At 44.9% G+C, this 24847-nt stretch carries 26 protein-coding genes; 11 read left to right on the top strand and 15 right to left on the bottom strand.

What is annotated here, in order from left to right; all coding sequences use genetic code 11:
* Positions 1–443: 443 nt before the first annotated feature.
* Genes AB1K83_RS05325 through AB1K83_RS05315 form a run of 3 tightly spaced genes read left to right on the top strand, consistent with a single transcriptional unit; the run spans position 444 to position 3674 of the window.
* Positions 444–1145 (top strand): response regulator transcription factor, encoded by a 702-nt coding sequence (locus AB1K83_RS05325; RefSeq protein ID WP_413057127.1) that lies wholly within the window; start codon positions 444–446, stop codon positions 1143–1145.
* Complete coding sequence (locus tag AB1K83_RS05320; RefSeq protein WP_413057126.1) at positions 1142–2626, top strand: ATP-binding protein; 1485 nt, start codon at positions 1142–1144, stop codon at positions 2624–2626. Before AB1K83_RS05325 ends, AB1K83_RS05320 begins: the two co-directional genes overlap by 4 nt.
* Positions 2595–3674, top strand: coding sequence for a LolA family protein (locus AB1K83_RS05315; protein ID WP_413057125.1), 1080 nt, complete (start codon positions 2595–2597; stop codon positions 3672–3674). The genes AB1K83_RS05320 and AB1K83_RS05315 overlap by 32 nt, the downstream gene beginning before the upstream one ends.
* A 510-nt stretch (positions 3675–4184) precedes the next feature.
* Here the strand turns inward: AB1K83_RS05315 and AB1K83_RS05310 are convergent.
* The 9 genes from AB1K83_RS05310 to AB1K83_RS05270 all read right to left on the bottom strand — a co-directional run bounded on the left by AB1K83_RS05310 (position 4185) and on the right by AB1K83_RS05270 (position 11101).
* The gene (locus tag AB1K83_RS05310; protein WP_413057124.1) at positions 4185–4556 is read right to left on the bottom strand and encodes an rRNA methyltransferase; all 372 of its coding nucleotides are present in this window, start codon (positions 4554–4556) and stop codon (positions 4185–4187) included.
* 18 nt (positions 4557–4574) lie between these two features.
* Positions 4575–5342, bottom strand: coding sequence for an LAGLIDADG family homing endonuclease (locus tag AB1K83_RS05305; protein WP_413057123.1), 768 nt, complete (start codon positions 5340–5342; stop codon positions 4575–4577).
* A gap of 335 nt (positions 5343–5677) precedes the next feature.
* Positions 5678–5761 carry a putative holin-like toxin gene (locus AB1K83_RS05300; RefSeq protein ID WP_413057512.1) on the bottom strand — a complete coding sequence of 28 codons (84 nt, stop codon included), beginning with the start codon at positions 5759–5761 and terminating at the stop codon, positions 5678–5680.
* 151 nt (positions 5762–5912) lie between these two features.
* The gene (locus AB1K83_RS05295; protein WP_413057122.1) at positions 5913–7511 is read right to left on the bottom strand and encodes an FAD-dependent oxidoreductase; all 1599 of its coding nucleotides are present in this window, start codon (positions 7509–7511) and stop codon (positions 5913–5915) included.
* Between the two features lie 365 nt (positions 7512–7876).
* Entirely contained in the window at positions 7877–8185 is a 309-nt protein-coding gene (locus AB1K83_RS05290) for a DUF3784 domain-containing protein (RefSeq protein WP_413057121.1), read from the bottom strand.
* A 217-nt stretch (positions 8186–8402) separates the two neighbouring features.
* Positions 8403–8750, bottom strand: coding sequence for a Fe3+-siderophore ABC transporter permease (locus AB1K83_RS05285; RefSeq protein ID WP_413057120.1), 348 nt, complete (start codon positions 8748–8750; stop codon positions 8403–8405).
* A gap of 126 nt (positions 8751–8876) precedes the next feature.
* A complete protein-coding gene (locus AB1K83_RS05280) occupies positions 8877–9074 on the bottom strand; it encodes a hypothetical protein (protein WP_413057119.1) in 198 nt (65 codons plus the stop codon).
* A gap of 1137 nt (positions 9075–10211) precedes the next feature.
* Positions 10212–10586, bottom strand: coding sequence for an ADP-ribosylglycohydrolase family protein (locus AB1K83_RS05275; protein ID WP_413057118.1), 375 nt, complete (start codon positions 10584–10586; stop codon positions 10212–10214).
* 11 nt (positions 10587–10597) lie between these two features.
* Entirely contained in the window at positions 10598–11101 is a 504-nt protein-coding gene (locus AB1K83_RS05270; RefSeq protein WP_413057117.1) for an ADP-ribosylglycohydrolase family protein, read from the bottom strand.
* A gap of 105 nt (positions 11102–11206) precedes the next feature.
* On the opposite strand from AB1K83_RS05270, the gene AB1K83_RS05265 reads away from it, so the two are divergent.
* From AB1K83_RS05265 to AB1K83_RS05255, 3 genes are all read left to right on the top strand, one after another.
* Positions 11207–11365: a hypothetical protein gene (locus AB1K83_RS05265; protein ID WP_413057116.1), complete on the top strand. Its 159-nt coding sequence runs from the start codon at positions 11207–11209 to the stop codon at positions 11363–11365.
* A 66-nt stretch (positions 11366–11431) separates the two neighbouring features.
* Entirely contained in the window at positions 11432–12703 is a 1272-nt protein-coding gene (locus AB1K83_RS05260; protein WP_413057511.1) for a LysM peptidoglycan-binding domain-containing protein, read from the top strand.
* A gap of 162 nt (positions 12704–12865) precedes the next feature.
* A complete protein-coding gene (locus AB1K83_RS05255) occupies positions 12866–14116 on the top strand; it encodes a copper amine oxidase N-terminal domain-containing protein (RefSeq protein ID WP_413057115.1) in 1251 nt (416 codons plus the stop codon).
* 57 nt (positions 14117–14173) lie between these two features.
* On the opposite strand, the gene AB1K83_RS05250 is transcribed toward AB1K83_RS05255, so the two are convergent.
* From AB1K83_RS05250 to AB1K83_RS05240, 3 genes are read right to left on the bottom strand one after another with little or no spacing between them, the layout of a single operon-like run.
* Complete coding sequence (locus tag AB1K83_RS05250) at positions 14174–14866, bottom strand: TIGR02206 family membrane protein (protein WP_413057114.1); 693 nt, start codon at positions 14864–14866, stop codon at positions 14174–14176.
* A gap of 29 nt (positions 14867–14895) precedes the next feature.
* Positions 14896–15564: a YdeI/OmpD-associated family protein gene (locus tag AB1K83_RS05245; protein ID WP_413057113.1), complete on the bottom strand. Its 669-nt coding sequence runs from the start codon at positions 15562–15564 to the stop codon at positions 14896–14898.
* Positions 15565–15594: 30 nt separating this feature from the next.
* A complete protein-coding gene (locus AB1K83_RS05240; protein ID WP_413057112.1) occupies positions 15595–16239 on the bottom strand; it encodes a hypothetical protein in 645 nt (214 codons plus the stop codon).
* Between the two features lie 108 nt (positions 16240–16347).
* Here AB1K83_RS05240 and AB1K83_RS05235 point away from each other — a divergent pair, with 108 nt between their 5' ends.
* On the top strand, positions 16348–16767 hold the full coding sequence (locus AB1K83_RS05235) for a hypothetical protein (protein ID WP_413057111.1): 420 nt from the start codon (positions 16348–16350) through the stop codon (positions 16765–16767).
* A 105-nt stretch (positions 16768–16872) separates the two neighbouring features.
* A complete protein-coding gene (locus tag AB1K83_RS05230; protein WP_413057110.1) occupies positions 16873–17265 on the top strand; it encodes a hypothetical protein in 393 nt (130 codons plus the stop codon).
* A gap of 55 nt (positions 17266–17320) precedes the next feature.
* On the opposite strand, the gene AB1K83_RS05225 is transcribed toward AB1K83_RS05230, so the two are convergent.
* On the bottom strand, positions 17321–18079 hold the full coding sequence (locus tag AB1K83_RS05225) for an SDR family oxidoreductase (RefSeq protein WP_413057109.1): 759 nt from the start codon (positions 18077–18079) through the stop codon (positions 17321–17323).
* A 155-nt stretch (positions 18080–18234) separates the two neighbouring features.
* On the opposite strand from AB1K83_RS05225, the gene AB1K83_RS05220 reads away from it, so the two are divergent.
* A complete protein-coding gene (locus tag AB1K83_RS05220; RefSeq protein WP_413057108.1) occupies positions 18235–19020 on the top strand; it encodes an alpha/beta fold hydrolase in 786 nt (261 codons plus the stop codon).
* 109 nt (positions 19021–19129) lie between these two features.
* Entirely contained in the window at positions 19130–20380 is a 1251-nt protein-coding gene (locus AB1K83_RS05215) for an amidohydrolase family protein (protein ID WP_413057107.1), read from the top strand.
* 76 nt (positions 20381–20456) lie between these two features.
* On the opposite strand, the gene AB1K83_RS05210 is transcribed toward AB1K83_RS05215, so the two are convergent.
* Positions 20457–20951 (bottom strand): DUF1641 domain-containing protein, encoded by a 495-nt coding sequence (locus tag AB1K83_RS05210; RefSeq protein ID WP_413057106.1) that lies wholly within the window; start codon positions 20949–20951, stop codon positions 20457–20459.
* 1 nt (position 20952) lies between these two features.
* Positions 20953–23889 (bottom strand): formate dehydrogenase subunit alpha, encoded by a 2937-nt coding sequence (fdhF, locus tag AB1K83_RS05205; protein WP_413057105.1) that lies wholly within the window; start codon positions 23887–23889, stop codon positions 20953–20955.
* A gap of 161 nt (positions 23890–24050) precedes the next feature.
* Between fdhF and fdhD the strand changes: the two genes are divergently transcribed.
* Positions 24051–24839, top strand: a complete 789-nt coding sequence (gene fdhD, locus AB1K83_RS05200; protein ID WP_413057104.1) for a formate dehydrogenase accessory sulfurtransferase FdhD — start codon at positions 24051–24053, stop codon at positions 24837–24839.
* Positions 24840–24847: the final 8 nt, after the last annotated feature.

Raw genomic sequence — 24847 nt, 5'->3', positions numbered from 1 at the left:
CGCTCATAACTATTCATAAGCGCTCATAAAAATGGATTCGCACTTATATTCCCGGAGAACCGCTTATAACTCCAGGCTGGCGCCTATATTTCTTCCCAAGCGCTGATAACAGTAGAGAACCGTCCATATTACTAAACAACCGATTATAACCAATCCGTCTATTGTCAAAAACCAAGGCTATCCAGTAATCGATAGCCTTGGTTTTATTCTAAAAATACATCCAGGACCAGTTAGAACTTCGAACTACCAATTATAAAGGAAAGTTTCCTATGGAGATTCATGCTGAGCTGAATGTCGAAGGCTTCCTGACCTGCTGACTGCCCCTGGTTCGGCAGGTCTTTATTAATTCCATTTTAGACGTGATAGGATGAATATATAAAGCTTTTATAAAGTTAATAGAAATGTACGATATCGGTGATAGAGTTAGTTCAGGAGGAGTAGGGATGGGTGAACAGATTTTACTTGTGGAAGATGATAGGGAAATTGCACGGATTATCCAGGATACGCTACGACAACAAGGCTATGGGGTGACGTGGGCAACGACGGGAAGGGAAGGCTGGGAGGATTTCCGACACGGGTGCTTTGATCTCGTACTTGTCGATTGGATGTTGCCGGAGATGGATGGAATCACACTCTGCCGGAATATCCGCTTGGCGAGCGACGTGCCAATCATCATGATTAGTGCGCGCAAGGAGGATACAGACAAGGTGGAAGGGCTAGATACGGGCGCGGACGATTATCTCGCGAAACCGTTTAGCCTCGTAGAATTAAAAGCCCGAGTCGCTTCACAGCTCAGAAGGTGGCGACGGTATCAGGGGCAAGAGAGGCTGGCGCAGCGGTCCCACTACAATGGCGGTCTAACGATTGAATGGCAGAGTGAACGAGTGCTCCTGAAAAACAAGGATGTTCCGCTCACTCCAAAGGAATTTGAACTACTGAAACTGTTAGCGCAAAATCCGGAACGTATCTTTTCGAAAGGTGATCTATACGAGCATGTTTGGCAACAACCGGACCTGGGGGACGTGCACACCGTGACGGTCCACATCAAGTCGGTTCGGGAAAAGCTGGCCGATCCGGTAAAGACACCGCATTTCATCCAAACGGTGTGGGGAAAAGGATACCGGTTCATTGGTGAACTGACATGAGGATTCGAACGTGGCTCTTGGCATCATATCTCATCGTCATGCTGCTACCGCTTGGAGCGGCGTACGGGCTGTTCGCATGGATCAATTCTTATCATGAGGAACGTAATGTCGCGGAATATATGGACAACCTTGTCAAATTGAACGAAATCCAGGGGGTGTTAGCGGAGCCGTCGTTGTACCAGCCGAATACGGATTGGTCAGAAGTCGACAAGCTGGCGAACAGCCGGATTGCCATCACACTCTACACGGATATCGGCTTCATGGTGCATTCCACAAGTCCCGTCAGGCAAAGTCCTCTGGCGTTCATGCCACGGAAAGAGCTTTATGAAGGGTTTTACGAATTGCGCCAGAAATTCGGGTTGGTCACGTACAAAGAACCCGTTTTCGTCGGGAATTCCCTTATCGGTGTATATGAGATCACATGGATTCGTGATGAATGGGTGGCCGGCGTCAGCAAGCGGACATGGCTAGTTGGCGTGCTCTTCGCTGTATTCTTCCTCTCATTGTTCGCGGGGGTGGCCTTCCTCGTCAACCGGAAATTGAATCGTCCGCTTCAGTTATTGATGGGGCAGATGGACTCGTTCGGCAAAGGGGAACCCACCCAGCCCATTCCCAAGCGGAAAGATGAACTCGGAGAACTCGCTGAAAGCTTTGAGGCGATGCGTACGGAACTCATCTCGGCGAATCAAAAACTAACAGCAGAGCAAAAGCAAAAGGAGTTTATGATTGCGAGCATCTCTCATGACTTGAAGACCCCGCTCACGTCCATTCGAGCATACGCGGAGGCGCTCGACGATAGGGCCCTATCTACGCGAAAGCAACGGGAATACCGAAATGTCATCATCTCGAAGGCAAATTACATGCGGCAGATGCTGGACGACCTGCTCATGTACACGTTGCTGCAATCGAGCGCCTATGAGATGGCGCTTGTCCCGGTGGACGGGGAAGAGTTTTTTGACATGCTCGTGTCAGGGTATGAGACACTTTGCGATGAAAAGCAGATTGATCTGCGAGTGACATGCGTAGTTACAGGTACATATGCGGTCAATTCAAAGCAGCTAATGCGGGTTGCCGATAACCTAATGATGAACGCTATTGCGCACACGGAAGCGAGAGGGATAATCGGTCTTACTGCCGTGAATGTGGCCGAGGCGCCGAACAGGTGTTCAGACTTCGTAAAAGAGGCACTTGACGCGGAAGACGGCATGTACTTGATTGTCCAAAACGAGGGGGAAGGCATCCGGGAAGACCAACTGGCGAATGTGTTCGAACCACTATACCAAGCCGACGAGGCGCGGACAAAAGCGGGGGAACGGGGCACTGGCCTTGGATTAAGCATTACCAAACAAATTATAGAGAAGCATGGCGGAACGGTACGTATTGTCTCTCATCATGGAATCGGGACGGCCATCATATGCTGGCTGCCGCACTGGAAAGGAGCAACAAAGAATGAATTGGATCAAACCACTATCCGGGATTAGTATCCTGTTATTTTTTGCAATCGGTCTCGCAGCATGTAACACAGGGGATGCTAAGTTCTCACCCCTGGAAGTCATCAATACGGCGCTACAGGATGCCGATAAACCGGTCGCCTATTATGGGGAATATACAATAAAGACAAATGATGACTCAGGTGACATCGAGGCAAAGGAATGGGTGGCCTCGGATGGGAAGCGACGTATCGAAATGACGTCCAGTGACGGCGCGGGGCAAACGTTAGTAGTGAATGACGGCAAGCAGATATCGATGTACGATGAATCAAGCAATACAGCGATGATCATGGAAATTACCGAAGATGACATGCGCGAGCTAAGCCAGCAATCGCCGCGTCAGCAAGCTGAACAAATGCTCGAACTCATCAAGGATTCCCATGAACTGTCGACTGGCGATGAGGGGAAAATCGCGGGACGACCTGCATACCATATCATCGCTAAAACGAAAGACGATAAGACCATAATTGGCGACCAGGAAATCTGGATTGATAAAGAGACATGGATAGTGCTCAAGTCCATCTCTAAAAGCAATGAGCTTACGATGACCCAAGAATACAAGAAAATCGACTTCAGGCCGGATTTGAAAGAAGATCTCTTCGCACCCTACATTCCGGAGGGGGCAGCTGTGGAAGTGATGGACGAAGCCGGCATGGCTCCGATAGAAGTGACGGCGGAAGAAGTGAAAGCAGCGCTTGGTTCCTATTACCAGGTTCCCGAAATGGAAGGACTGAAACTGTCAGCCATTACGGTACTTGAAGGATTGGAAGAACGCCCGGAATTCTCCTTTGACTATACGATAGACGATATCCCGGCATTCTCGGTCACCGTTTACAAAGAAATGTCGAATGTCTTAAGTTTTGGCGGCATGCCCAACGAGAAAAAGATAACGATTCGCGGGAAAAATGGGACGAAAACGGAGAGCGGGAACTTCCGATTGTTGAACTGGCAGGAAGAAGGCTTGCGGTATAGCGTCATTTTGCAAAATCCGGAAATTGGATTTGAAGAAGTGAAACGGTATTTGGATCAGATGGATTAATTATGTGGGGTGCCGGGTTTTCGTTAATTCGAAATCTGGCATCCCACATTTTAATTAGGGGGAGATCAATTTGGATTTAGGTTATATTTGGTTATGTTAAGCATTGTAGTTGCAGGATAATTAATAGGAAATGGCTTGAAAAACTTTAAAAATCCAATTACAAACATTTTTAGCGGAATCTTTAATGAAGATAACGATTACGAATTATTATCAGAAAATGATCTTTTTATGAGTATATCAAAAGAAGATGCGAAGTCTCTAATTCAGGAACACCCGGACGTACCGCATATTATCATAAACAATAATGTGTACTAGCAAAAAACAAAGAGTTGCGCGGCTGGTTAAACATCTTGTGAGAGCAACACTTTGTAGGCGCTTTTTGTAACTCAGTAAAAAGCGCCTTTTTCGGTTTTATCTCAATGTTTCAAGTATACTTATCAAAGACACGCAGCTATTTATAATTTATATTATGACCATGGCGTTATTTTGAATACGTTAATTAACACCCTCTCATTCAATCCGATATCTATAATTACGATTTTTCACGCTATCAAAATCTATATGATTCACGCTATGCTCGATTACATCATTGGCATTTAAACGATTCGCTTTCGCAAAATCTTTAACACTCTCCAACAATTCCTTATCGTACGTCGTTTTGTACTGCACGCGATCTTTTGGTCTTGTTTTTTTATCATATACAATCGTTCCTTGCTCCAGCAGATTTAGCAAACCATCTTCTAGCAAGTAATTAATATGTGTTCGATGTTGTGCTGCTAAATCAGATAACTGTTCAAGCAGCGCTTTACTAATATTTGTACGGAACGCTTCTCGCGTTTGATCTGTTGTATGAATAAGTTTTCCATCTTTCAGTTTCCACATAGTTTTTTCCTCCACTCATTAATCATTTATGCTTTGTGACATATATTTTTGCTTAGTAGAAATGCAAACAGAATCATTGTATATGATTTTAGCTAATTTAGGCAGCTCATGTTTACCTTTTATCCATACACGATATATGGCAGTATTGTTTTTGCTAGTTTCCATTGTTATTTCTGAGCGAAGCATCCAGGATTGCATCACTGCAAGTAATCCTTCGGCGAATTGTTTGCTTGCAGTGGTAATATTCATTACGTAGCCTTTCGGTTGCACCCAACCATCGCCATCAACGACACCACGAATAAATGCTGGCATATACTGTTCAGGAATTTCAGGAAATTGAATCGTCAATGATTTATTTGGCACGATTCCCATTTTCGCTAAATCATTTTTTATTGTTTTCGAATTGATTAACAACGTTGGAACCGTACATGTTCCACCAGCTGGGGCTATGATATAATCGGCCTGCATTGCTTGTGCAATTCTTTTTAGTACTTGCTCATCTTTTTGGGCAAAGCATATTGTGTGAGTTGATTTTCTAATGTGTCCATCTGTTATTAGCAGTCCTAGTACCCAAGCCATCTCATCTGACCAAGTCTTGAAAAAATCTTCATTCACTTTATTTTTTCTCGGTTGTCCCGGCGGTTTTAATTTCACATTATGCTTCTTCAATACATTTCTGATCGCAGAATCTGAAATGCCGATGATTGGTTTCATTTCCGCATATGACATCCCATTTTTATACATCTCAACAATCATTTCATCCGTTATCCCTCGATTTCTAATCACGTCCCCTCCCCCCTTTTTGAATATTGTTTATATCCCAATTATACAATCATATGTTCGTAAATTCAAATTTATGGTCATAATAGTAGCTAATTTAACCATTAGATCAGCCATCCATTGCTCCAGTTAACATTGCATCATTTTCTTGAACGTGCATATCAAAAAAGTTGTATGACGTCTAAATCTAACGTATACTAAAATAAGCAAATGAATAGAATAAAAAGAGGCCGTCCAATGCGCGAACATTATAACGGCCAATGTAATAGCAGGTTCCCTCCAAGGGGATCGGCTTCGAGGAGAGATAACCCATCCCACCGAGCGTCTAACTCAAGGATGGGTTATTTTTTATGGTTGAATGACAGTATTAATACAATCAATGCTCCAAATGTAAGCATGAGCATCAATGCTTCATATACTGACATGGCATCACCTCCCTTCTTGCGGGAGTGAGCCGACCACCCTTGAGTCACCTATTCTATTACCACTCCATCATACCATACGGGCTTTCGGTTTTTGCCCCATCTCTAAACAAAAAAACTACAGTGCACCTTTCACACTGTAGTTACATCTCCCTCAATACCCGGAGTCTTCCGACGTCAAGTTATCCAGCATCGTATAATCATATTTCTGCAGCGGCTTTTCCGCTGGGCCCTCGATCACTTCACCGTCGTAAGAAAATCGGGAGCCGTGGCAAGGGCAATCCCACGTCCTGTCCCCACTGTTCCATTCGACCTCACAGCCGATATGGGTACAAGTGGTATCCACAATATGAACGTTCCCCTCATCATCCCGAAAGGCGCCTTTCCGATGCCCATCCAACATAATGACCGCCCCTTCCCCATTCGATAGCTCCTCAGGTTTTGTACTAGGCGAGTCCAATTTTCCTTTAATTAATTGCCCGACCACATTCGCGTTTTGGACAAGGAAATTTTTCAGGCTGGGCTGCACGTAAAACCGGGAAGGCGAATACAGTTTCTGGAACCGGTTCTCTTTCCCGGTGACTAGATCACGGTAAAGCAAGGCAGCGGCCGTTCCATTGGACATCCCCCATTTCCGGAATCCGGTTGCAATCAAGATGTTGGACTGTCCTTCCGTTAACGCACCGATGTACGGGAGGTTATCCAAAGTGACCAAATCCTGCGCTGACCATCGATAAACGACCTCCTTTATGCCGAATACTTGCTCCCCGAACGCCTCCAATGCTTTGTAGTATTCCATCGTATCTTTTCCTTGACCGGTTTTATGGCTTTCCCCGACGATGATCACCAATTCTTGCCCGTTATCATCCGCAGAACGAAGCGATCGATTGGGCTGATCTCCACTCAAATACATGCCGCCTGGAAACTTCTTTTTCGTTTGAATCGCAAGACCGTACGACCGATTCGCATACATTCGGGTCGAATAAAGCCCCGTGCCTTCATAAAACGGGAAATGCGTGCAAGCCAGCACATGCTTCGCGGATACCCGATGGTCGTCTCGAGTCAGAACGACAGGACGTTCCCCGGTCTCAATATTGACGGCTGTCGTTCCCTCAAAAATCCGCCCGCCCTTTTCCAAAAATAGCCGGATGAGATGGACAAGATATTTGGTCGGATGAAACTGCGCCTGGTCCTTCATGACGATCATATTTTGTACATTTTCAATCGGGAAAGGAAATTGAGTGACATCCGCCAATCCGCCGTTGATACCGATCTTTTCATACGCTTCCGCTTCCTTCTTAACCTTCCTTGCACCCTGTTCGGTAGTGGCGTATATGTACGCATCCTGCACGCTGAAGTCACAATCGATCTGGTGCAGCTCTACCGTTTCTTTAACGAATGCAAGAGCCTCCGAATTTGCCTCGTAATACAAACGTGCCTTGGTTCTTCCAATATTATTGATGAATTCATCGTAGATGAGGTCATGTTGAGCTGTAATTTTAGCAGTGGTATGGCCGGTCGTTCCGTTCAATACTTGTCCCGCTTCGAGCACAGCAACTTCCAAACCTTCCTTCGCTAAAAGATAGGCGGTTGTAATGCCCGTAATTCCCGCCCCGACGATTACCACATCTACAGAAAGATCCTCCGTTAAACTTGGGAACTCGGGAAAATCAACCTTCGCCCTCCAAAATGATTCCACGTCATGCGGCAGCTTTCCATTTTCATGATTCTGGGTCACAAATATATCCTCCATTCGGTATTCATACAGATAAAGGAAGGATTCCCTTAGGTCGCCAGATTAAACCATCCACAAAGCTCAAAAAGCCGCCATTGGTTTAACGGGTTCGGTTGATGGGGAGAAAATGCAAAAACACACCCCAATAAGCAACTAAAACAGCATATGATTCGCCCTCCAATTGACAGTGGAAAAAGCAAAAAAATGCTCAGGCATAATAACCTGGGCATTTTTTTGTCCTATCATTTGTTCAACAATCGCGCCCGATTCTGGCATAACGTTGTACGACAATTCCGGCCAGTTAATGAATCCAATCGTAGGTTTGGATGTAGCTGAAAAGTCATGTCAAGCCTCCTTAGATAATAAAATCTTTCCCTTTTAATCTATTCCTTTTTAAATCGATCTCCCAAGTTAGAATATATTAAGCTAAATATAATAATAGTTACAAATAAAATTAAACCAATAATGAATAGTACATCGTTTTTTAGTATGTCACTTAATACCCAAAATACCATACTTGCTGATAAAGCTAGAATTGTTTTTCCGTAAAATTTACCCAACGCCAGTTTATCGTATTTTTCTTTATCCTCTTGAGATAACATGTTAAATCCTGCGATAAGAAACGTTCCTTTTCCATTCAACAGAAATACACCGATAATAGTAAATACAAGAATACCAAAACTTAATAACATGGTAACACCTCCATGAAGTAGAATGCTTAACAACACATACGAATGCATGTTAAAAAAGTTTCAGGGTTGAAAGTTATATAAATCAACATGATCTATTGCTTTTAATACCATTCCTGTTCATTGTATTTAGCTGGCTTTCGTTCAATAAGGTTTCTCTATAAAATGTCTCGATTGCGATACAGACACAATCGTTTTTAAAGCAATCGCGCCCGATTGCTTAAATCAAATAGCTATAAGCTATAAAACCAGCAAGCACCACGACAAGTGCTGCACTTGTCGTGGTGCTTGAGTTTCCCCTTTTCCAACTTATAAAACTCGTTGCAAACCAACTACCAAGCAACATTATGACCCCTATATGTTGAATTATTTTCGTTGCTGAAAAAATTCCAGTAAGCAACAGCAATGCCCCTAAAATCGGGATTCCTAAACCAAGATAGCCAGAAGGACTCTTTAATTCAGTTCTAATTGTAACTCGATCTTCCTTATCCATTTTCAAGTACATGTTTGTAAAGAAGACTATTGGTATAACCCATATCGCAATTATTAAAATCTGAATAAATATCATGTTTTTACATCCTTGTTATTTTTTATTTTGGCCCCTATATGTAATATTAGCGCTAATCCTTATTAGAGAATTGCGCCGATTTGTTGTATCAAAAGCGTAAAACTTTGTTCGTTATTTATAAATATATTACTCACAATTTTCATCTAATCGCCGACGAAGCACTAGAGCCGAAATAGTAAATATAACGAAAGCTGTTGTTGAACCCGCAGAAACTATCTTCAATACATTTCCTATTGGAGTGTTGAATAACAGAGCAACCGAGATGATCAGGACGGCACCAGTTAACCCCATCCCTGAAATTGAGAAAGCCAATACCTTGTTCATCAAACCCACCTCCCGCATAGCTAAGACTGAGATAAAAAACACTTTACTCATATCAGTTCTTCATTCCGATTCAATAAGTAACAAAATGGCCCGATTGTATTAATTGCTATTTTTATTCTTAATAGCATCTCTGCTCATTAAAAAATAAGCAGTGCCAGCGATGAATAATCCTGTGTTAAGCCACATCACTATGCCATCCCATTCGTTTTTTAACAAAGTCATATTTGTTAGGTTTACAAAAAACATTGCAGCTAAAATAACAACAATCCGGTTATTTCTCTCATTTCTCCACCTCCAGAAAATGGCCCGTTTGCTGAATAAGCTGTCTTTTTATATTTTAGCACAAAATCTTTTACTCCCTTACACGTCTTCAGTTATTTCAAAAAAATTTTCTCAACCTCCAATCAACAATCTTATTAGCAGTGCAATTAGCAGAGGCACTAAATTTATGTGCTGTTGTTAATTGGTTTACCAATTGTATTGCTGTTTTCTATCGATAATTGCCTTAAACATTGATATAGCAACAAAAATGGGGACATCAATTCAAGTGCGAATTGCGTCCCCATTTGCTATGCTTTTTAACGTTTTCTCCCCGTGTACCGAACCCGTTAATATTAATTGGGTATATTTTTATTCCTCTCTAATCAATTCGGCTTGTTAAGGGATTGATTTCAAATCAGTTGTATGGCAATGAGATTTAACGTATACTTAATATAATAAATGTATAGTATAAAAAAGACCGTCCAATGCGCTAACATTGAAACGGTCTATGTAATAGCAGGTTCCCGCCAAGGGGATTGGCTAATTGGTGGAAATAACCCATCCTAATCGAGCCGTCAACTCAAGGATGGGTTATTTTTTATGGTTGAATGACAATATTGAGGCCCGCAGGAAGCGGGTCATGCAGTCGTTGCGACAGGATGTCGCGGTTTTAGACTGCCTTCCTATAATGCTCCGAAAGTAAAAACGAGCATCAACGATTCAAATACTGACATGGCAACACCCCCTTCCAAATCGGGAGTGAGCCAACCACCCTTGAGTCACCTATTCTATTACCCTTCCAGTATACCACACGGATGTTCCTATGAATGATAAATTTTCGGTATGACAGTCGTTGCAGTCTCCAACTCAATCAAACTAGTCAAAACCATCCCTTTTCAACGAAACAATGTTCTTATTCCGAATTTCATATAAAGCTTCCGCATACTCTTCTATCATTTCCCGTTCTACCAGCCTCTCTACAAACCTGGCAGGGAGATTTTCATATCCCACTTCCAACCCTTTCAGCCCTCCCGCAATCGCTGCGATCGTGTCGCTGTCATAGCCCTTGTTTGTTGCACCGATCACCACTTCTTCAAATGTCCGGCTGTTTAGAAGCCAATAAAAGACCCATTCCATCGTATGGAAGACAAATCCGTCCGGGGGACAACCCGGCTCCTTGCTGTAGTTTACATCATATCTCGACCCTCGAACCTCAGTTCGTATGGAAGCGGATAGCTCCTCCCCGTTCAATAGCCGATTAGCTATCCGATTGTAAATGACACAGGCCTCCGCCGCCGATCATCAAAATGGGTCATCTTCGACTGCTGTATCGACAGCTCTCCTATCCTCTTTTCATCCGAATAGGCTATAGCGATAGGTAAGCATCTCATCAAACTGCCGTTTCCTGCGCTCTTGCCCCGTAAATCGAAATGCGTTTGCTCGGCCGCCTGGAACCAGTCACCGGCAAAGTTCCGAAACGTTTTTGAAACCGTTACACCCATATCCTTCGGTTCAGTATTTTCCCATAACAGGAAGTGTCGGCCGATTTCTTCAATCGGCTCTGCAACATTGCCCATGATTCCTCTGGCGACAGCCAACGTCATTGCCGTGTCATCGGTTGTTTCCCCCGGCGCCACACCCCAATATCCGCCGCCTCTCATTTCAGTGACAACTCCATACTTGTCCCCAATTTCCTTCTCCGTCATTGCCCCGAGAGCATCGCCGATAGCCAGGCCGAACAAACCGCCTTTGATTTGATCCAACATTTGCAATCCCCCTATCTACTCTGATTCAGGTGTAAAATTAAGGAATGGACCGATTCAGGGTTATGTTATACTTACACTAGATTATATGACATAAGGGGGATACATATGGGAATCTTCGGATTTTTCAAAAGTCAATTCATCGAAGTGATCGAATGGACGGATCCGGGTGCCGACACGATGGTCTACCGCTTCCCTGTCCAAAATACCGACTATCGGGATATCAAATATAAACATATTTTATTGCCGATCTGGATTTTGACATGATTTTCACTCTTACCCAAAAAGTTTCATAGGATACTAGGTGAAATGAATTGGTGAGGAGCGATTGTAATCAATATCCACGTCGTACAACAAGGGGAAACGGTATGGACCATTTCCCAGCAATATCAGGTTCCAGTTGCCGAAATCATATCGGCCAACCAGTTGGAAACCCCTGACAGATTGCCGATCGGCATGTCTTTGGTGATTCCCACCGATAAAAAAACACATGTCGTCCAACCCGGGGAAACGGTAAGTACGATTGCTAGGCGCTATGGGGTGACGGTACAGGATCTGGTCAGCGCCAATTTGATCCGGGATATCAACCTCATTACTACAGGCACCACGCTTGTCATTCCTGTCAATAAGCCGATCATCGATGTCAATGCCTATACGATCAGCACTGGAAAAACGGGGGCACAAGAAATCCTCGATGTGGGCGACTATTTGACGTATTGGATGCCCTTTGCCTATACGATCCAAGTAGACGGCGGATTGAGTGCCGTGGATGACGAGACCATGCTGGAAGCCGCGGATGAGAAAGACATCGTTCCCGTCCTCTGCATAACGAATTTCAGTGCAACCGAAGCTGGATCCCGCCTGGCTTCCACCATATTAAACAGTGTGGAACTGCAAAACCGACTTCTCACCAATCTACTGACGATCATGCGGGACAAAGGCTATAAAGGGATCAATGTGGATTTCGAGAATGTCTTCCCTGCCGACCGTGAAAATTACAATCAGTTTTTGCAGCGGGCGGTGGATCGTCTCCATCCCGAAGGCTATTTCGTGTCCTCTGCCCTCGCTCCAAAAACGAGCAGTGAACAAAGAGGCTTATTATATGAGGCGCATGATTATGAAGCACATGGAAGAATCGTCGATTTTGTCATCCTGATGACCTATGAATGGGGATACCGGTTCGGACCGCCCCAAGCCATCTCCCCGCTCAACCAGATCAGGCGTGTGCTCGATTATGCGGTAACCGTCATACCGCGCAACAAGATATTCTTCGGTTTCCAGATCTATGCACGGGATTGGCTGATCCCGCACGAACGGGGTCAAGAAGCAGAGACGTTCAGCCAGCAAGAGGCCATCCGGCGGGCGACCGAGCATTGGTCTGCGATTCAATATGATCCGGTAGCCCAATCCCCTTTCTTCCGCTATACGGATGATCAAGGGCGGCAGCACGAAGTTTGGTTCGAAGATGCAAGGAGCGCCCAAGCAAAATTCGACTTGGTGAAACAATACAACTTACGCGGCATCAGTTATTGGGTGCTCGGCTATCCATACCCGCAAAACTGGCTGTTACTTGATGATAATTTCACCATCCGGAAACGAAGATAATTATAAAACAACTCATTCTGACAGAAACTAATCAGAATGAGTTGTTTGATTGTTATGACTAAAAACACATATACATAAATTGGTACTTCCTCCGTATTTCAAAATAGTGGAAACTAACTTACTCTTGGACTTATAAAAATAGCTGGGGAGGAGAATGAATACATGAAAAGATGTAAAGCAGTTTTCTTGTTCCTACTGACGTTGTTCTTATTTTTTGGAACATCAAGCCATGTGTTTGCAGCAAACCAGAGCTTTATTGATCAAGTCCGAAATGAATATGTGAAGTATGAGAAGAAGTCGACTACTGCCTATCAGGAGTATAGGGAAAAGTCAGTTAACGCGTATCAAGCCTATCATAAGAAACAAGTAGCTTTTTTGAATGCCTTCGATATGCAAACGAGCGATGATTTATCGAGACTCACCCAATTATTGAATGATGACGTTGCACGGTTAGAAATTCAGTATGGGAGTCAAAAAGAATACGCATCTAAATTAAATGACTACAAAAATGCCATTAATCCCAACTCATTAAGCAGTCCGCTGGGAGCCTATTCGCGGAGCATCAGTTCGACTTCTTTAAGTAGTGCCATGGGCGATTTACAACGAGCGACAAATGAAAACTCCCTAAGCAGTCCCATGTATAGCTATCGTCAAGCTATCAATGAAAATTCATTGAGCAGCCCGATGTACAGCTACCGCCAAACGGTCAATAGAAATTCGTTAAGCAGTCCGATGTATGCTCTCGATAAGGGCAGTAGTGTAAACTCCCTTCCCAGCGTCATGTATGCGTACAATAAAGGCCGGGTTTCCCAAAAAAATGCACGAAAAAAATGGGATCAGTTGTTTAAAAAAGAAACCTTACACATTCAAAACAACAGTAAGAAAGCCAAAGATAACATAGATAAAACAATCGAAAAAACCGATCATGCGATACTGAATCAAAAACACAAAACAGTCAATGGCATTCTGAAACAGCGCAATAAATCACTCGAAGAAATTTCGAAATTGCGCGCTACCTCTTTTGGCGAAGGCATTTCTTTTGAACCGTTGCTTCCTAATTTGAATGAAATCAGTGTGATGGTGGATGGCGAATGGCTTGCGCTGAAACAACTGCCCATTATCCAAAATGGCCATACGTTCATTCCCATTCGTTCAGTATACGAAAAAATCGACTCATCGATAAAAATTAGCAAAAAAGGAAACGTCATTTCGGCAACTAGTCAAAATATGAACGTCACTGTTACAATTGACAAGAAAAATGCAACGATTAACGGAAAAGCAATCACTTTAGACACGTCACCGAAACTGATCGACGGCCAAACAATGGTTCCGCTTCAACTATTGAGCGAATCATTGCCTGTCAATGTACGTTGGGATGCCGCCAGTCAAACCATCATTATTAATACGAAGTAATTTAAATAAGAGCTATCCAAAATCGACTACATTCGAATTTTGGAAGCTCTTATTGATTTATCGGGAGGACCGCTTCCCTACTATTAGCCATAATAAAATAAACAGTAGCACAGCAACGACTTCCAGAGAAAGGATATACCATGGATATGGTCCTAGGAAATCAAGCAAACTTCCATTTGTGGGTTTCATTCGTAGAAACATGTAATTCCCATCCACTGCCCAATTAATGATGGTAATGAACGGAAGAAGGATGTTCAAAACAAGCATCGTTTTCCAGATCCCTTTACATGTGGGACGGTATCCTTTCATCCAGACAAAATAGAGGGCGGTCAGGATGATACCTAGATGCGTATAGAAGAAATGAAAATATCTGAAATGAGGAAAGCTCAGATCGAGAACGGGCGTCACAATGGCTTGAATCGCCCCACCGATGCCGGCATAAAAGACGAAGTCGAACAAATGCCGGTTCCCTGTCCATAATAACAGGATGGACGCAAGCAGGGTCAGGCTGCATAATTCCAGAGGGAGCGACTCATATAAATGCCATCGACCGGTGGATACCATCCATAGATGATACATAATTTCGAACCAAAGGAGAGTGAAAGCGAATATCCGTTCAAGCAATGCCTTATTTTTTATTGGGGAAGCCCATTTCTCTCTTGCAAGGAATAGAAGTGCAATCACAAAGACTATGAAACCGATGGCCGAGAAATGTGCCAACGAAAACATTTCAAACTGCTGTCCGTTCATGAGATCTAACTCCGTTCGCTTAACAATCACTAGTTGTCCCTGCGGTAAAGATCACGGCTCTTGTAACTGGCACGTAAAATCCTCTTCATTTCATCGTGTCGTTTCGCTTTCGTCGCCTCTTGTTTTGCGCTATACACATATCGCGCCCAATCTTTTTGGTATCCGGGAGTCAGCGCTTGATAAAAAGCGAGCAAATCCGGCGCATCCTGTAAATCTTTTTCTATTTCAGGAATGAACTCAATATAATCATCCACACACGAACTCGGTTTGGTAGAGACTTTATTGACCCCCTTGGAATCTTCCTTCAAGCCGACAACGGTAAACACGGAGTCCAAACCGACCATCCGGGAAAACTTCAATGTGCTTGACCCTACATACCCATCCTCATCGGCACCCATTCCTGGCAATAGCTCATCCCGGTGGATATACGTCGGATACACTGTGTTGCCCTTTTTAGGATAGGCGATAAACAGATAGCCGTTCGGATTCAAGGATTGATTTGCAATGACTTCCTTCACCATTGTCCGGAGAGATTCCAAATCCACAACGAAGGCGAAAATCACATCATACGGTTGGTTGGCGAAACTTGTATCATAACCGTCCCATCCTTGAAAATAGTCAGTATCCCCAGGCGCATGAAGTACAGCCGCCTTGTTATATTTCGTCAAGTTCAATTTTTCTACAATGGTCTTCGACATACCATTCACCTCAGAGTTTTCTGTCATGCCCTACCTGGCGTAATCCACTAAAAATCCATTCAACTCTTCCCTGGTTGTAAGTTCATTGCGGTAATTAAGGACTTTATTTTCATATCCAATATGAATGGCACTGACTCTCGCACCCGCCTCTTGAATAGCCTCCACTGCTTGCCAGACCCGGTCCAGTTCCGCTTCTACGTCTTGTACGGTCACTTCACTCATGTTCGCACCTAGCTCCACTGTCACCGATTCCTTATAATCCGGGATGCTCGAGCCGGTATCTTTTTTATTCTCAACCGATCCGACAGAAACTATGACAGAATCTGCATCTGTGAAAAAGGGGCGTATGATCGGTTCGATCTCCTTTTTTAATTCATAATCCCATCTTTCATGCAGGTACGAATCGTCAAACTTGCCGTCTTCAAAGCCGACGTAGAACAAAACACCGTCTTCATCCGTTGCATAGCCATAGTATTCCGACCCATGCATCACATCAAAGACCATCTTTTTCATAGTAAACTCTTTCCCATACTTTTCTTCCGCGGCGGCATGCAACGCTTTTTTCTCTTCTATGTAGTTCCAAGGCCAACCGAAATTCCAATATACAATCACCACTCCTACCAACAAAATGATTAGTGTGATGATTCCTAAACATCCCTGCCGTACTGCTTTCATGTATCTCACCCTCTCCAAATTCCATTTCAAATCAGTATACCAGAATGTTTCAGGGACTAGGACCAAGGGGAAAAGTGGAAGAAAGATGAGCAATGGGAAGGTGGGAATATGAAGCAACTTCTAAAACTGATGACAATTGGAGTTTTGGCTGGTTGCCTGTTAGCAGGATTCCTGAAATTCATTTATCAAACCACCGGCAATCAGGCATACCTATTACTATACAACGTCGATTACATACCAGTCCTTCATCAATGGGAAGACGTCCCCCTATTTGGCATCTTCTTTCATTTTGTTTTCTGCATAGCAAGTGTCATCGGTTTGTTTTATATTTTGAAGATTTTCCAATTTGAACAAAACGTTTTCCCTTATGTGGCCGTTTATACGATTGGAAGCGGTGCTCTCTATTTTTTGACCTTGCTCACGGAACAACCGCCGGCAGCTAATGACATCATGGCTTGGGTCTCTTGGACATTCGGCCATGTATTATTCGGCTGTTCAGTAGGCTACCTTGTTAAAGTTTGGAAATGAATCTAGTGATCCAATCATAGCCGGATTCGAAATAGGACTAAATGCGTCTCCCCTATTTTTGAAAATTCGTTAAACTAGTAAGTAACTATACTCGGAGGTGAATTCATGGCAAATGTTCTCACGAAGCTATGCAGATTCTTTTTAGGGTTTGTTTTTCTTGTAGCGGGTGTTAACGGTTATTTCGTCATCTTCGGTTTGGAGCCGTTTATTGCGACAAGTCCCGAAGCCATGGCTTTGTTCGAGTTCGATTATTTATTGATTGTAGAAAAGTCTTTGGAAATCATCTGTGGTATTCTACTTCTTATGAATCAATTCGTTCCGCTTGCTCTTGCCATCCTGTCCCCGATTATAGCCAATATCTTATTATTGCATCTCTTCCTTGATCCTTCTTTGCTCCTTTTGGCTGTGTTACTAGTCATCACCTTTAGTTTTTTAGTATTTTCTTATCGGAAGAACTTCATATCCTTATTGGAAAGAAAGCCAAAACCCGCTTCGTGACGAATGAAAAAACCGGATCAGCAGAAGCGAACCTCTCCCAATCCGGTTCATCCGATTAATAAGCCATCCAACCGCCATCCGCTGTCACAACCGCGCCATTGACAAAACTGGATTCATCGGAAGCGAGGAATAATGCGACTGTGGCAATTTCCTCCGCTTCCCCCGTCCGCGGGGCATTTCCGCTTCCGGACATGGCCCGTTCCATTCCGAAGGCGTTCGGCTCGCTCATCGTCGCTCCGATGTTCGTGTTGACGCCGCCCGGGGCGATCGCGTTACAGCGGACCCCTTTCATGGCGTATTGGAAAGCGACATTCTTGGTCATCCCGATGACTGCATGTTTGGAAGCGGTATAGGCGACTCCCGCTCTTGACCCTTGCAAGCCGGCCGCCGAGGCGACGTTAACGATGACGCCTTGCCCTTTTTCCAGAAAAATTGGCATCGCTTTCCGGATGGCGCGCATGGGCCCGGTCAGGTTGACATCCAGCACACGATCCCACATCTCATCCGATACGTCACCGATCGGCAGGAAATTGTCCATGATGCCCGCATTGTTCACTAAGATGTCGACCGTACCGAAAGCCTCCAGTGTCTTATCAAACACATGTTGGATATCGCCTTCTTTCGCCACATTAGCCATAACCCAGATTGCTTGTCCGCCATCCTGTTTGATCTCTTCCACAGTCGTTTGGGCAGCATTCTGATTCAGGTCACATACGACGACTTGTGCTCCTTCCTTTGCGAATAATCGGGCGATCGCCTTGCCCATCCCCGATGCCGCCCCGGTTACGATAGCCACTTTGGATTCCAATCTCATATCCATCCCTCTTTTCATAATATTTATCCCATATCGCTATACTCATCGCTTAGAAGGGTATAACAATAAGTGAAACGAATTGACTCTCATGCGCGAATACTCTGAAATTACTATACCATGTTTTGCTAGAATGAAACATAAACCACTGAGGAGGAATGAGGAGTAAAATGACTACTTTTCAACATAATGGTGTCAATCTATATTACGAAGATACGGGAGACGGACAGCCGATCTTAATGCTACATGGCTTGACGAGCAACCACGAATCGTTCCGCCCTGAAATCGAAGCTTTGAAGAAAGATTATCGCGTCATCGCCCCGGATGCTCGTGGCCATGGGGCGTCCGATCGCATGCCGCATTTTACGTTGGATGACCATATAGAGGATATCCTGGCACTCATTGATCATTTGCAATTGCCATCCATCCGCCTGCTCGGTGTTTCAATGGGAAGCTATATTGCACAAGGTGTGGCTGTACAAATACCGGAGCGCGTTAAAAAATTGGTTCTAGTCGTCACGAAATCGCATGGAAGCGAATCATCCCTCGTACAATTGCTGGATCGCCATGCGGAAGAGATGAAAGGCCTATCCCTGCCTGAAAAATTGATACACGCTTCACGGTACATGTATTACAACGAGACAGCGGTGAATAATAGGCTCCATGAGACCGCAAAACATAGCAGACAACTGACGGTGGATGAACAGAAGATCGCCTCTCAAGCATTGATGGGGTTCGATTTCCGAAAGGAACTTCACCGAATCACCGCGGAAACACTAGTCATTAGCGGAACCCATGACGGCCTCAATCCACCCGCATATGGACAAGAGACGGCGGAATTGATTCCAAATGCGACCTACATGGAGTTCAAACTTTCCGGGCATGCGCCGAATGTGGAACAACCTTGCCTGTTCATGGAAATCATCGAAGATTTCTTGAAGTGATAATAGATGCTTAATCGCCGGTACTGTTAATTCTTGAAGCTGTATTACTAATACAAATATATATAATTTGATAAACTATATATAATAATTATGTAAAGGAGTCATGTGGATGAAAAAATTTATCAATGCCACTATATACGGAGACCCGGAATCCAATGAAATGTTAGTGGAGAACAATCAGTTTAAAGCAATAGGCAGCGATTTAGGGAGCGCGGATGAAGTCATTGATTTAGAAGGCCGTCTCGTGTTGCCGCCTTATGTGGATCCTCATTTACACTTGGATTACATCTTTTCAGGACTGGGCGAAGGGAATGCCAATGTGTCAGGAACGCTATTTGAAGGGATCCAGCGTTGGAGTGATAATAAGAAATCATTGACCGAAGAACTCGTGCGAGAGCGTGCCATAAAAGGGATTCAAAAAGAAGTGAGTAAAGGGGTTCAATTTATTCGGACGCATGTCGATATTACGGATCCCAATCTAACTGGAATGAAAGCTCTCCTTAAACTGCGTGAGGAATTAAAAGATATTGTGACTTTACAACTTGTCGCATTCCCTCAAGAAGGATTCTTCCGCTATAAAGGCGCAGAACAGTTGATGGAGAAAGCACTTGAAATGGGGGCTGACGTCGCTGGAGGAATCCCTCACTTTGAAATTTCATATGAGCATGGTGTTGAATCATTAAAACGTATCGTTGATATGGCGATTAAATATGACGTGATGATCGATATTCATTGTGATGAAAACGATGATCCAAATAGCCGGTTTTTAGAAGTGCTAAATGCGCTTGTGATGGAAAAAGACTATGGTCCTTACACCACGGCAAGCCATACAACGAGCTTCGGTTCTGTCGAGAACAGCTATGCCAATAAAATGTTAGGTTTATTTAGAGAATCACAAATCAACTTCATTTCTTGTCCGACGGAAAATGCACATTTGCAAGGACGGGGCGATAGTTATCCGAAACGTCGTGGCTTGACACGAGTAAAAGAATTGTTAGCCAACGGGAATAACGTAGCGTTTGCACAAGATTCCATTGCGGATTACTGGTATCCTTTAGGAAATGGAAATATGATGAACATTTTGGACAATGGAATCCATTTAGCGCATTATACACATATTGACGAAATCAATAAGGCGTTCGACTTGATTACATATAACGGTGCAAACGTTATGAGGGTGAACGACGAGTATGGAATCGAGCCAGGAAAACCAGCGAACTTCATCGTCTTAGATGCAACAGATGCGTATGAAGCTATTCGCGAACGTGCCGAAGTCCTGGCATCCATTCGGAACGGTGAATATTTGTATAAACGGGAACCACGGAAAAATGAAGTGGAAATTGATTTCCTGAAACAGTAAATATAGGCTTATGAAAGACCGCAAACTCATATACGAATTTGCGGTCTTGCTTTATTTTACCACCATGGGATAATCATCAATCACGTGGCGTTTCACCCGCCAATTCCTTCCCCATCCCCTTCAGAAAATCGAGGCCAAATTTCAAGGCTCGATTAATATCGGGGTCATTGATAGCTGACAGCAACTGAAAGATGCTCACCTGATCGCCATTTCCACGGAATAATTCCGCTTCATCCAGCCCTCGTTTGACGCCTTTAGCTAGTTTCGCCGTCACTTCGGGTTCGATCGAAGAGAGGACGCCGGCCGTCCCCATTACATGATTAATCAGATGTGTTACAGGCTCGCGGGATACTTGTTCAAGTGCGATGCCTGCGATTTTCTCCTTCGCTTGGACCATCGCTTGTGCAGCGTCCAGCACCCCCATCTTGTCCAATTCACCCGTAAGTTGAAGAATCTTCTGGAGGGCTTCATCCTGCTCGGTGATCAGCGCCTGTAATTGTTCCAACTTTTCCTGATGAAGTTGTTCGGCCGTTTTCTCCGATTTCCGGATGGATGTAATTGGTACAGCCATACTACCCTCTCCCTTCTTGATCGGTTAAATGAACATAGCCGGGACGGGCCCATTTCCGTTCCACTTCCACCCCGTCTTGTGGATGGCGTTTTTTATTTCTCGGATTCGATGCGGGCAATGGATTTTTCTGCACTTCCCGAAGGACTTCCATCCGGACTTTCGTCTGTTTGAATGCAGGTGTGTTCGTCCGTTGATCGACCGCCGGGCCAGTTAAGAAGTTGATGGCAGATTCCTTTTTCGTGGAATTCATCGGCAAGAACAACTCATTAGCCTTCACCCGATCCGTGACGAGCGCTGGCAGCTTCAATGCGCCATAAGGAGAAATCAGTCGAACAACGGTACCGCTCACCACGCCGCGCTCTTTGGCCAGCTCCGGGGACACTTCCACGAAAATCTCAGGCACTTTCGACTGGATGCCTTCGGATTTATTCGTCAAATTCCCTTCATGGAAATGTTCCAGCAGGCGCCCGTTGTTGATATGCAGATCGAATTCGTCATTGAAGGCGGCCGGCTCCACCCAATCGGAAAGCGCAAACCGTGCTTTTTGATCGGGAAAATTAAACCCGTCTACATAGAGAAGCGGTGTGCTGGATCCGTCGAGACTCCCCCAAAGGAAACTATTCCAGCCTTCCAATCCCTGGTAATCCGCCTGACTGAAAAGTGGTGACAAGCTCGCCATTTCTGCAAAAATCTCGCTCGGGTGCGTATAATCCCATTTCGCGCCGAGACGGTTAGCGACTTCTTGGACAATCCACCAATCGGCTTTCGCTTGGCCAAGCTCTGGTAATGCTTGATAGAGCCTTTGAACTCGTCGCTCCGTATTCGTAAAGGTACCGTCTTTCTCCAGCGATGGAACGGCAGGCAAGATGACGTCCGCGTATTGAGCAGTCCTTGAAAAAAAGATGTCTTGGACAACGAGAAAGTCCAATTTGGATAACACATCATGCACATGATTCGCATTGGAATCGACGAGCGCCATATCTTCCCCAACGATGTACATCGCCTTCATTGTGCCCGCATCCACCGCCTGGAGCATCTGGATGTTGTCCAATCCTGGCCGCCCTTCAATCTCCACGCCATATGCCTGTTCAAACTTCTTGCGAGCGGCATCATCCGTTACATGCTGGTAACCAGGCAGCCATCCCGGGAGCGTCCCCATATCACAGGCACCTTGGACATTATTATGCCCACGAAGCGGATAGGCCCCGGCTCCCGTCCGACGGTAGTTCCCTGTCGCCAACAGTAAATTGGAAATAGCGGCCGACGTATCCGACCCGCCGGTATTTTGGGTGACCCCCATTCCCCAAAGGATGCACGTTCCGTCCGCATCCCGGATCATTTCCGCCGTCCGGATAAGCTGGTCTTTTGCAACGCCGGTCACTTCTTCAGCATAGTCCAATGTGTATCTTTGTAGCACTTCCCGAAACTCTGCAAAATGAAGGACGTTCTCCCGGATGAAAGCATCATCATGCCAGCCTTGCTGGATCATGTAGTTTGTCACAGCCATGAGCCACACTTGATCGGTCCCTTGTTTAGGGCTGATGAAAATATCGGATCGCTCCGCCATTTCATGTTTCCGTAAATCCGCCACAATCAATTTCTGGCCATGCAGCTTATGAGCCCGTTTTACTCGAGTCGCAAGGACTGGATGCCCTTCCGCCGGATTCGCCCCGATAATGATGACAAGCCCCGCTTCCGCAATATCTTTGATTGTTCCCGCGTCCCCGCCCATTCCGACCGTACGGAAAAGACCATCTGTCGCAGGCGATTGGCAATAACGGGAACAATTGTCCACGTTGTTTGTCTCAAATACTTGGCGCGCCAATTTTTGAATGACGTAATTTTCTTCGTTCGTAATTTTAGAGGAGGAAATAATGCCGACGCTATCTTTTCCATTGTCTCGCCAAATGCCGCCCAAGTTCTGCGCAACGAGATCGAGCGCTTCTTCCCATGATGCCTCCACAAAAGAATCTCCTCTGCGAATCAATGGCACAGTCAACCGCTCCTCGCTATTGACAAAATCCCAGCCGAACTTACCCTTCACACACGTAGAAATCGCATTGACTGGCGCTTCCGAGACCGGCTGGATTTTCAAAATGTGCCGATCTTTCGTCCATACTTCAAATGAACAACCAACCCCGCAAAACGTACAAACCGTCTTCGTCTTCTTCGTTCGCGTTTCCCGCATCGCCGCTTCTGCATCCGAAATAGCCATAATGCCGCTATACCCGGGCTCCACCTCTTTAACGAAGTCAATCATCGGTTCCAGCACATTTTGCGGCATAGCCGTCAAAAATCCCGCTTCCCCCAGCATCGATTTTTCCATAAGAGCGTTGCATGGGCAGACGGTGACGCAATGCCCGCAGCCGACGCAGGAGGAGTCATTGATTTTCGCGCCGCCATCCCACAAGACAATTGGTCGTTCCCGTTCCCAGTCGATGGACAACGTTTCATTCACCTGTAAGTTCTGGCACACTTCCACGCATTGCCCGCAAGCAATGCATTGATTCGGATCATATCGATAAAAAGGATGCGTGAAGTCGAGGGCATCCGTTGGACATTTCGGTTCATATGGATATTTCTGATGCTCGATTCCCATCATGTCGACCGTATTATGCACTTTGCAATTGCCGTTGTTATTGTCGCAGACGGTACAATACAGCAAATGATTTTCAAGAATACGGTCCATCGCCTCTGTCTGCGCTTCCTTCGCACGAACCGAACCCAAAGAAACTCGCATCCCATCCACTGCGAATGTGGAGCATGCGCGTTCGAGCCGCCCGTCCACTTCCACGATACACGTATCGCAAGTTTCAATCGGATCGACTTCTGGCAAATGGCAGATTTGCGGATGAGCCATTCCGTTGCGGTTGATCACTTGTAAGATCGTCTCGCCTTCTGTCATTTCAAAAGGCGTACCATCTAACCAGACTGACATGCAATCGCTCCCTTCTGTATCAAAATAAAAACCCATTGCACCCTACTTTCCACTCAGTATAAGCCATTCTAGCACTAGTTACAATATTGCTAATATGAGAGAAAACAGTGTATTGTGTAGGTAGATTAGGATTTGAACGAAGAGATAAGGGGCGCGTAGAAATGAATCTAGCAGAGAAACGAACCGTTCTCCAGTTTGCCAACGGCTCCTTCACGCAACAGGAAGATGTGATAGTTGCGGAGCACCCGGTGACAATCCGGATTAACGGAAGGGAGTTCATGACCATTGTTTGCTCTCCTGATCATATAGAAGAAATGGTGATCGGTTTCCTGGCATCCGAAGGAGTCATACCAAAATACGATCACATTAAGCAGTTACGGGTAGAAGAAGAGGTTGGCGTCGTCCATATTGAAACAGACACCATCTATCCCTATTACGAACAATTATTAAATAAACGGTTTATCAATTCCTGTTGTGGAATGAGCCGACCGGGATTTGTCTTTGCCCATGACGCACTTACCGCAAAAAAGATGACGGGAACGAATGTAAGCCTCACTCCTACGCAATGCTTCACTCTAATGGAGGAAATGGAGCGATCCGCAGACCTGTTTCGTCAAACAGGCGGCGTCCACAATGCCGCACTTTGTACTCCTACCAAACTGATTGTGTCACGGATGGATATTGGACGTCATAATGCGCTTGATAAACTATACGGGCATTGCTTGAAGCATCGAATAGCGGTACGAGACAAAGTAATCGTGTTCAGCGGTCGTATTTCATCTGAAATTTTATTGAAAGTCGCCAAAATCGGTTGTGAAATCGTCCTGTCAAAATCAGCCCCATCGGCACGGGCTTTGAGTTTGGCCGAAGATCTTGGAATTACAACAGTCGGTTTCATCCGTGGCCAATCGTTTAATGTGTACACGCATCCGGAGCGGATCATCCGATAATTTGGAAT

Origin of the sequence: Sporosarcina sp. 179-K 3D1 HS, from assembly GCF_047228905.1 — a bacterium.
Classification (GTDB): domain Bacteria; phylum Bacillota; class Bacilli; order Bacillales_A; family Planococcaceae; genus Sporosarcina.
This window is presented reverse-complemented; position numbering and strand designations above follow the sequence as displayed.

Coding starts and splice junctions, on each gene's coding strand:
- AB1K83_RS05325 (WP_413057127.1), top strand. CDS start 444: ATGGGTGAACAGATTTTACTTGTGGAAGATGATAGGGAAATTGCACGG.
- AB1K83_RS05320 (WP_413057126.1), top strand. CDS start 1,142: ATGAGGATTCGAACGTGGCTCTTGGCATCATATCTCATCGTCATGCTG.
- AB1K83_RS05315 (WP_413057125.1), top strand. CDS start 2,595: ATGAATTGGATCAAACCACTATCCGGGATTAGTATCCTGTTATTTTTT.
- AB1K83_RS05310 (WP_413057124.1), bottom strand. CDS start 4,556: ATGTGGAAACTGAAAGATGGAAAACTTATTCATACAACAGATCAAACG.
- AB1K83_RS05300 (WP_413057512.1), bottom strand. CDS start 5,761: ATGTCAGTATATGAAGCATTGATGCTCATGCTTACATTTGGAGCATTG.
- AB1K83_RS05295 (WP_413057122.1), bottom strand. CDS start 7,511: ATGGAGGATATATTTGTGACCCAGAATCATGAAAATGGAAAGCTGCCG.
- AB1K83_RS05290 (WP_413057121.1), bottom strand. CDS start 8,185: ATGTTATTAAGTTTTGGTATTCTTGTATTTACTATTATCGGTGTATTT.
- AB1K83_RS05285 (WP_413057120.1), bottom strand. CDS start 8,750: ATGATATTTATTCAGATTTTAATAATTGCGATATGGGTTATACCAATA.
- AB1K83_RS05280 (WP_413057119.1), bottom strand. CDS start 9,074: ATGAACAAGGTATTGGCTTTCTCAATTTCAGGGATGGGGTTAACTGGT.
- AB1K83_RS05270 (WP_413057117.1), bottom strand. CDS start 11,101: ATGTTGGATCAAATCAAAGGCGGTTTGTTCGGCCTGGCTATCGGCGAT.
- AB1K83_RS05265 (WP_413057116.1), top strand. CDS start 11,207: ATGGGAATCTTCGGATTTTTCAAAAGTCAATTCATCGAAGTGATCGAA.
- AB1K83_RS05255 (WP_413057115.1), top strand. CDS start 12,866: ATGAAAAGATGTAAAGCAGTTTTCTTGTTCCTACTGACGTTGTTCTTA.
- AB1K83_RS05250 (WP_413057114.1), bottom strand. CDS start 14,866: ATGAACGGACAGCAGTTTGAAATGTTTTCGTTGGCACATTTCTCGGCC.
- AB1K83_RS05245 (WP_413057113.1), bottom strand. CDS start 15,564: ATGTCGAAGACCATTGTAGAAAAATTGAACTTGACGAAATATAACAAG.
- AB1K83_RS05240 (WP_413057112.1), bottom strand. CDS start 16,239: ATGAAAGCAGTACGGCAGGGATGTTTAGGAATCATCACACTAATCATT.
- AB1K83_RS05235 (WP_413057111.1), top strand. CDS start 16,348: ATGAAGCAACTTCTAAAACTGATGACAATTGGAGTTTTGGCTGGTTGC.
- AB1K83_RS05230 (WP_413057110.1), top strand. CDS start 16,873: ATGGCAAATGTTCTCACGAAGCTATGCAGATTCTTTTTAGGGTTTGTT.
- AB1K83_RS05225 (WP_413057109.1), bottom strand. CDS start 18,079: ATGAGATTGGAATCCAAAGTGGCTATCGTAACCGGGGCGGCATCGGGG.
- AB1K83_RS05220 (WP_413057108.1), top strand. CDS start 18,235: ATGAGGAGTAAAATGACTACTTTTCAACATAATGGTGTCAATCTATAT.
- AB1K83_RS05215 (WP_413057107.1), top strand. CDS start 19,130: ATGAAAAAATTTATCAATGCCACTATATACGGAGACCCGGAATCCAAT.
- AB1K83_RS05210 (WP_413057106.1), bottom strand. CDS start 20,951: ATGGCTGTACCAATTACATCCATCCGGAAATCGGAGAAAACGGCCGAA.
- fdhF (WP_413057105.1), bottom strand. CDS start 23,889: ATGTCAGTCTGGTTAGATGGTACGCCTTTTGAAATGACAGAAGGCGAG.
- fdhD (WP_413057104.1), top strand. CDS start 24,051: ATGAATCTAGCAGAGAAACGAACCGTTCTCCAGTTTGCCAACGGCTCC.